Raw genomic sequence first — 7297 nt, forward strand, 5'->3', positions numbered from 1 at the left:
CCAGGGTCAAGTCGGCGCCCTTCTGCCAGGTCAGGCGGGTGATCACGCAGAACAGCGGCGAGCCGTCCTGGTCGAGCCCCAGCCGCTGGCACAAAGCTGCCTTGTTCGCCGCGCGGTCCTCCAGGCTGCCGACCGCATAGTTCTTCGCCAACAGCGGGTCGCTGGCCGGGTTCCACCGGTCCAGGTCGATGCCGTTGACGATCCCGCTCAGCCGCGCCGCCCGCGCGTTCAAGAGGCCGTCCAGCCCCATGCCCAGCTCCGGCGTGCGGATCTCGCGGGCATAGCTCGGGCTCACCGTGGTGATGCGGTCGGCATAGTTGAGCCCGGCCTTCAAGAAGCCGATCTGGCCGTAATACTCGACGCCTTCCGGTACGAAGGCGCTGCGCGGCAGGCGCAGCTCGTCGAGCAGGCGGGCCGGGAACTGGCCCTGGAAGGCCAGGTTGTGGACGGTCAGCACGGTGGCGGGGCGGCTACCCCTGGCCAGCGCCAAATATGCTGGGGCCAGTCCGGCCTGCCAGTCATGGGCATGGACGATGTCCGGCCGATAGCCCGGCAGGAGGCCCTGGCCGAGCCAGGCCGCCACGAGCGAGAGGGCGGCGAAGCGCTGGGCGTTGTCGGCCCAGTCCAGCCCCGCGGCATCGAGATAGGGGCCGCCCGGCCGATCGAACAGATGTGGCGCATCGAGCAGGAACAGGGACAGGCCGGTATCGGTAGCCCCCGCCAGCAGCCGGGCGTCGCCGCCGAACAGGTCGGCCAGGCGCAGGCACTCCTCCGCCTGCGCCACCCGGCCCATGACCTGCCGGTAGGCAGGCAGGAGGATGCGGACCGCCGCCCCGTGCGGCGCCAGCGCTCTCGGCAGCGCACCCACCACGTCGGCCAGCCCGCCGGTCTTGATCAGCGGATAGCATTCGGATGCCACCGACAGAACGGACAAGCTCATCAATCAGCCGCCGAGCCGGTCGATCATCGGCTGGGTGATCAGGCAGATCCCGCGGTCGGTGCGCCGGAAGCGCTGCGCGTCCACCTCCGGGTCCTCGCCCACGACCAGCCCGTCCGGGATGGTCACCCCGCCGTCGATCACCACGTTGCGCAGCCGAGCGCCGCGGCCGATCTTGGCATAAGGGAGCACCACCGCACCTTCGAGCAGGCCATAGGAATGGACGTGGACGCCGGTGGACAGGAGCGAGCGGCGGACCTTCGAGCCGGAAACGATGCAGCCGCCGGACACGAGCGAGCTGACGGCTTCGCCGCGGCGGCCGTCCACGTCGTGGACGAACTTGGCGGGCGGAGTCAGTTCCGAGTAGGTCCAGATCGGCCAGGTCTGGTCGAACAGGTCGAGCTGCGGGACGATGTCGGTTAGGTCGATGCTGGCTTCCCAATAGGCGTCGACCGTGCCGACATCCCGCCAGTAGGCCTCCGATTCGGCCTTCGACTTCACGCAGGACTGGGTGAAGCGGTGCGCCACCGCCTTGCCGTGCTGCACGATGTAGGGGATCAGGTCCTTGCCGAAGTCCCGCGCCGAGCCGGGCGTTTCCGCGTCTCGGCGGAGCTGGTCGAACAGGAAGTCGGTCCGGAAGACGTAGATGCCCATGCTGGCGAGCGCCTTGTCCGGGTTACCGGGGATGCCCGGCGGGTCGGCCGGCTTTTCCAGGAAGGCGACGATCCGGGAGTCCTCGTCGACATGCATGACCCCGAAGGCGGTGGCCTCCATGCGCGGGACTTCCAGACAGCCGACGGTGACGTCGGCATGCGTGTCCACGTGCTGCTGGAGCATCAGCCCGTAGTCCATCTTGTAGACATGGTCACCCGCCAGGATGATCATGTATTCGGGCGCATAGTCCTGGATGATGTCGATGTTCTGGAAGACGGCGTCGGCAGTACCCTCATACCACTGGGTCTCCGACACGCGCTGGCTGGCTGGCAGGATGTCGAAGCCCTCGTTGCGCTCGGGCCGCAGGAAGTTCCAGCCGCGCTGCAGGTGGCGGATCAGGCTATGCGCCTTGTACTGGGTCGCCACCGCGATCCGCCGGATCCCGGAATTGAGCGCGTTGCTCAGCGCGAAGTCGATGATCCGGGTCTTGCCGCCGAAGAACACCGCGGGCTTGGCGCGCCGGTCGGTGAGCTCATGCAGGCGGGAGCCACGGCCGCCCGCCAGCACATAGGCCATCGCACTGCGCGCCAGGACGGTGGTGGGCGTCCTCACATCGACCATCGATCGCTCCCTTCCCGTCTCTTCTTGTCTTGCCGCTCATGAACTGAGCTCACCATCCGCACTGAACAGGGCCGGCGACAGGGTCCGGGAGCGCGACCGGCGGGCGCGCGGGACCAGCCGTACCGTGCCGTCGTTCCCCCCGCGAAGCCGTCCCGGCCGCACATCCGCCACCACGGTAGCGAGCCGCATCCATGTTGAGAACTTCTCGCCCGCGCCCAGGTTGCGGCAGGCCGGCGCGATATTCCAGCCGCGACGCTGGAATAAGGCTCCACCTGCCGCATCGGGCTCCGGCCGGACCGTGCGTTGCTCACCTGCGGGTGGATGGCCCGCAGGCCGAGGCCCCGACGGCCGAGCTGCACCGGCCCGTCAGCCTGGGTCCATCGGCGCGTGCCAGATGTTCTCGGCATATTCGCGGATCGAGCGGTCGGAGGAGAACCAACCCGCGTTCGCGGTGTTGTGCAGCGACATATGCCGCCACTGCTCGGGCCGGCGGAACAGGGCGGCTGCCTTGAGCTGGGTGGCCGAGTAGTCGGCGAAATCCGACGCCACCATGAAATAGTCGCTCTCGTACAGGTCGTGGACGATCGGCCCGTAGCGGCCGGGCTCGTCCGGCGAGAACACGCCGCCGCCGACCGCATCCAGCACCTGGCGCAGGTTGATGTCGGCCTCGATCACCGCCCGCGGGTTGTGCCCGTTGGCCCAGCGCTCGCGCACCGCATCGGCGGTCAGCCCGAAGATCAGGATGTTGTCCAGGCCGACATGGCGGCTGATCTCGACATTGGCGCCGTCCATGGTGCCGATCGTGATGGCGCCGTTGGCCTGGAACTTCATGTTGCCGGTGCCGGACGCTTCCATGCCTGCGGTCGAGATCTGCTCGGACAGGTCGGCGGCCGGGACTAGCATCTCGGCCAGCGAGACGTTGTAGTTCGGCAGGAACACGACCCTGAGCTTGTCGCGCACGGTGGGGTCGCGGTTGATCACCCGGGCCACGTCGTTGATCAGCTTGATGATCAGCTTGGCCCGGTGGTAGCTCGCGGCCGCCTTGCCGGCGAAGATCTTAACCCTGGGCGTCCAGTCGCGCTCCGGCTCGGCGCGCATCGCCTCGTAGAGGTGGACCGTCTCCAGGATGTTCAGGAGCTGGCGCTTGTATTCGTGGATCCGCTTGATCTGGATGTCGAACATCGCGTCCGGGTCGAGCCGGATGCCGGTCCGTTGCGCAATGAACGCCGCCAGGCGCTGCTTGGCCCCCTGCTTGACCCGCGCGAAGCGCTGGAGGAACGCCTGGTCGGTGGCGAACTGCTCCAGCTCCTTCAGCCGCTCGGCATCCTTGATCCACTGGGGGCCGATCACGTCCGAAATCAGGTGCGCCAGGTCCGGATTGCACTCCACCAGCCAGCGGCGCATCGTGATGCCGTTGGTGACGTGGGTGATGCGGTCCGGGAACAGCGTGTTCAGGTCCTTGAACACGGTCTCGCGCATCAGTTCGCCATGGAGCTCCGAGACGCCGTTGACCCGGCGCGAGCCGATGAAGGCGAGGTTGCCCATCCGCACGCGGCGGCCATGGGTCTCGTCGATCAGGGACACCGAGCGGACCAGGTCGTCGTTCACGTCCGGCCGTCGGCGCACGGCGGCAAGATGCATCGCGTTGATCTCGAAGACGAGTTGCATGTGCCGGGGCAGGAGCCGCTCGAACAGTGGCACCGACCAGGTCTCCAGGGCTTCCGGCAGGAGGGTGTGGTTGGTGTAGCAGAGCGTGGCCTTGGTGATCTCGAAGGCCTCGTCCAGCGCAAACCCGTTCAGGTCGACCAGGATCCGGGTCAGCTCCAGCACCGACAGGGCCGGGTGGGTGTCGTTGAGCTGGATGTTTGCCGCCTGGGGCAGCGAGGTCAGGTCGTCATACTGGGTCAGGTGGCGGCGGATCAGGTCCTGCAACGAGGCCGAGGTGAAGAAGAACTCCTGCCGCAGGCGCAGCTCCTGTCCCTCGGCGGTGGAATCGTCGGGATAGAGGACCCGCGAGATCGAGCTGGCGCGCACCTGCTCGGCGAACGCATCGACATGCTGGCCGCGGTTGAAGGCGTCCAGCCGGATGGGCGTGATCGGCCGGGCCGCCCACAGGCGCAGCGTGTTGATGGTCCTGCTTTCCCAGCCGACCACCGGCGTGTCGTAGGCCTGGGCCAGCACCCGCTCGGACGGCTGCCATATATAGGAGACGGTGCCGTCCGGATTGTCCTCGGCATCCACATGGCCGCCAAAGCCGATCTCGTAGGCGACTTCGGGCCGCTCGAACTCCCAGGGATTGCCGAAGGCTAGCCAGTCCTCGGGCAGCTCGACCTGCCAGCCGTCCCGGATCACTTGGCGGAACAGGCCGAAATCGTAGCGGATGCCGTAGCCGTAGGCGGGCACGCCGACCGTGGCCATGCTCTCCATGAAGCAGGCGGCGAGCCGGCCCAGGCCACCATTGCCGAGTGCTGCGTCCGGCTCCAGCGCCTTGACCGCCTCGAAGTCGATGCCATGGGCCGCGAGCGCCGCCTTCACCTCGTCCAGAAGGCCCAGATTGCTCGCAGTGTCGGTCAGTAGCCGACCGATCAGGAACTCAAGTGACAGGTAGTAGACCCGCTTCTTGCGCTGCCGGTAGGTCTGGTCGGTGGAGGCGAACCAGCGGTCGACCAGCCGGTCGCGGAGCGTGATCGCGGTCGCCACGTACCAATCGTGCAGCCGGGCGAACTCGGGATTCTTGCCCACGGCATAACGCAGCGTGGTGACAATCGCCTCCTTGAGGTCCGCGGACGCCCGACCGGGCAGCGGCCGCGGCGGTGAGGTGCTAGCCGGCGAGGGCGAACTCGGCATGGTCTTGGTGTCCATCACGTCGCAGGTCCTTGGTGGCCTCCCCCTGCCCCGGTCCGCGGGAGGTTCGGCTCGTGGATGCACACGGCGCTCGACGGGCCTCCGGCCGGCCCCGGCCGGCCTCCAGGACGGAAGCCGACGCCGCCCGTCGAGCATGGCGGGCATGATGGGCTTGGCAAGCGCCACTATGGAAACGGGAGGGCCCCTTGCAGATTCCGGGCGGCAGACGTGGACGCGGCGCAAGCACAAGCCGCCGGTCCCGCCCGAGCAGCGGCTTGACAATGGCGCCCCAGACACCCAGCTTGCCTGCCGTCGTCTCCGTGGTGATTTGCGCCGACCGGCTTGCGGCCACGTTAAACAAGCGGCTAAAAGGTCGTGATATAGGACGTTATTCCTGGGAATGACCGGGGGAGCGTCCTTATCCCGTTCCTGACCGGTCGGCCACTCGACGTTGAATCGAGGCCAGGAAGCGGTCGATGCCCATCAAGATTCCCAACGACCTGCCCGCGGCGGAACTGCTGCGCAACGAGGGCGTGCGCCTGATCGGTGAGGAGGATGCGCTGCAGCAGGACATCCGGCCGATGCAGGTGGGCCTGCTCAACCTAATGCCGGACAAGCTCACCACCGAAACCCAGTTCGCCCGGCTGCTCGGCGCCACGCCACTCCAGGTCGAGCTGACCCTGATCTCGACCGGAAGCTATACCCCCTCGAATGTGTCCCAGTCGCACCTGCAGAGCTTCTACCAGAGCTGGGAGCAGGTGGCGGACCGCAAGTTCGACGGGCTGCTCATCACCGGCGCGCCGGTCGAGCTGCTGGAGTTCGAGGAGGTGAAGTACTGGGACGAGCTGGTGCGGATCTTCGAGTGGTCGCGCCGCCACGTCCATTCGACCTTCAACGTCTGCTGGGGCGCTCAGGCAGCGCTCTACCACTTCCATGGCGTGCCGAAGCACACCCTGCCGGTGAAGCGGTTCGGCATCTATCGCCACGAGGTCACCGAGCCGCGCGACGCCGCGCGCTCGCCGCTCATGCGCGGCTTCGACGACGAGTTCTGGGTGCCGGTCAGCCGCCACACCGAGGTGCGCGAGGAGGACCTGCCTGCTGACGGCAGCATCCGCGTGCTGGCCCGCTCGTCCCGTGCCGGCCTGTGCCTGTGCGAGGACCCGGCGAACCGCCACCTCTTCATGTTCAACCACCTGGAATACGACACGTTCACGCTGGACCGCGAGTACCGGCGCGACCTGGAGCGCGGGCTGAACGTCGAGATGCCGCTGCGCTACTACCCGGACGACGATCCGTCCAAGCGGCCGGTCAACCGCTGGCGGGCCTATGCCCACCTGCTGTTCGGCAACTGGATCAACGAGATGTACCAGACCACGCCGTTCGACCTGGACGAGATCGGCGGCTGACCGGCGGCGGGCAGGCCAGCACAGGCCGGCATGGGGGCAGACGAGCTGGTGAATCGATATTGACCTTCCTGCTCGCCTGCCTACCTGGATGGCGCGAGGCCACGTCCTCCCCCTCCACGGGATGAAGTCCGGGACGGCCCGGCAGTTTGGCCTAAGGAGGCTGCCGTGGCGTGGTTCATTCTCGTCATCGCTGGTTTGTTCGAGGTCGTCTGGGCCTTCACGATGAAGCAGTCGGAGGGCTTCACGCGCCTCTGGCCCACGGTCGTCACCCTGGTTGCGATGGTGGTGAGCTTCGCACTTCTGTCCTGGTCGATGCGATCGCTCCCGCTCGGCACTGCCTATACGGTCTGGACCGGGATCGGGGCAGTGGGCGCATTCCTGGCGGGGATCGTCTTTTTGGGCGAATCCGTCAGCGCGATGCGCCTGCTGGCGGCCCTGCTCATCGTGAGCGGGCTGCTGCTCATGAAGCTGTCCAGCACCGCCTGACATGGCGGCCGCCCGGCCCAGGTCAGGTGGTCGGGTGCGGGCTCAACCCTGCCGGTCGCCCGCCTTCTGGTCCTGGACCCTGACCATGCCGGCGGCCACGCCGATGCTGGCGGCACCCGCCTTGCCCAGCGTGATGGCCCCGCTGCCAGCATGGTCCGGCCCGGCGCCGACGATCCGGCGATACTGGATCCGACCGGTCGCGAAATCCAGCGCGGTGAATGCCCAGCGATTGCCGTCCGGCAGGTGCTCGTAGCTGTAGATCAGCCCGTTCTCCAGCGAGAGGGCCGGCATCACCGAGACTCCCACGGTGCTGTTCCAGGCCATCTCGCAGCGACCCTGCCGCGCATCG

Annotated in this window: 6 protein-coding genes, 1 pseudogene and 1 riboswitch; of the genes and pseudogenes, 2 read left to right on the forward strand and 5 right to left on the reverse strand. The window is 67.5% G+C overall.

The features are described 5' to 3' along the window. The 4 genes from EQG76_RS03705 to EQG76_RS03715 all read right to left on the reverse strand — a co-directional run. The coding region (locus tag EQG76_RS03705; protein ID WP_200840530.1) for a glycogen synthase at nt 1–940 on the reverse strand (940 nt) is incomplete at its 3' end. A gap of 3 nt (nt 941–943) precedes the next feature. After that, nucleotides 944–2212 (reverse strand): glucose-1-phosphate adenylyltransferase, encoded by a 1269-nt coding sequence (gene glgC, locus EQG76_RS03710; protein ID WP_159710726.1) that lies wholly within the window; start codon nt 2210–2212, stop codon nt 944–946. 49 nt (nt 2213–2261) lie between these two features. After that, nucleotides 2262–2474, reverse strand: a complete 213-nt coding sequence (locus tag EQG76_RS33265; RefSeq protein ID WP_407925500.1) for an alpha amylase C-terminal domain-containing protein — start codon at nt 2472–2474, stop codon at nt 2262–2264. A 104-nt stretch (nt 2475–2578) separates the two neighbouring features. Then, nucleotides 2579–5074, reverse strand: a complete 2496-nt coding sequence (locus tag EQG76_RS03715; RefSeq protein WP_159710731.1) for a glycogen/starch/alpha-glucan phosphorylase — start codon at nt 5072–5074, stop codon at nt 2579–2581. A gap of 292 nt (nt 5075–5366) precedes the next feature. Further along, nucleotides 5367–5445: riboswitch (SAM riboswitch) on the forward strand. A gap of 87 nt (nt 5446–5532) precedes the next feature. Between EQG76_RS03715 and EQG76_RS03720 the strand changes: the two genes are divergently transcribed. Both EQG76_RS03720 and sugE read left to right on the forward strand, forming a co-directional pair. Further along, the gene (locus tag EQG76_RS03720; protein ID WP_159710728.1) at nt 5533–6462 is read left to right on the forward strand and encodes a homoserine O-succinyltransferase; all 930 of its coding nucleotides are present in this window, start codon (nt 5533–5535) and stop codon (nt 6460–6462) included. A 165-nt stretch (nt 6463–6627) separates the two neighbouring features. After that, nucleotides 6628–6948 (forward strand): quaternary ammonium compound efflux SMR transporter SugE, encoded by a 321-nt coding sequence (gene sugE / locus EQG76_RS03725; RefSeq protein ID WP_159710729.1) that lies wholly within the window; start codon nt 6628–6630, stop codon nt 6946–6948. 42 nt (nt 6949–6990) lie between these two features. On the opposite strand, the pseudogene EQG76_RS03730 reads toward sugE, so the two are convergent. Beyond that, nucleotides 6991–7297 (reverse strand): annotated as a pseudogene (locus tag EQG76_RS03730) (hypothetical protein); the annotation flags it as partial.

It is taken from the genome of Geminicoccus flavidas, assembly GCF_009806515.1.
Taxonomy (GTDB): Bacteria; Pseudomonadota; Alphaproteobacteria; order Geminicoccales; family Geminicoccaceae; genus Geminicoccus; species Geminicoccus flavidus.

Excerpts from the sequence above, each read along its gene's own strand:
- EQG76_RS03715 (WP_159710731.1), bottom strand. The coding sequence starts at position 5,074 with ATGGACACCAAGACCATGCCGAGTTCGCCCTCGCCGGCTAGCACCTCA.
- EQG76_RS03720 (WP_159710728.1), top strand. The coding sequence starts at position 5,533 with ATGCCCATCAAGATTCCCAACGACCTGCCCGCGGCGGAACTGCTGCGC.
- glgC (WP_159710726.1), bottom strand. The coding sequence starts at position 2,212 with ATGGTCGATGTGAGGACGCCCACCACCGTCCTGGCGCGCAGTGCGATG.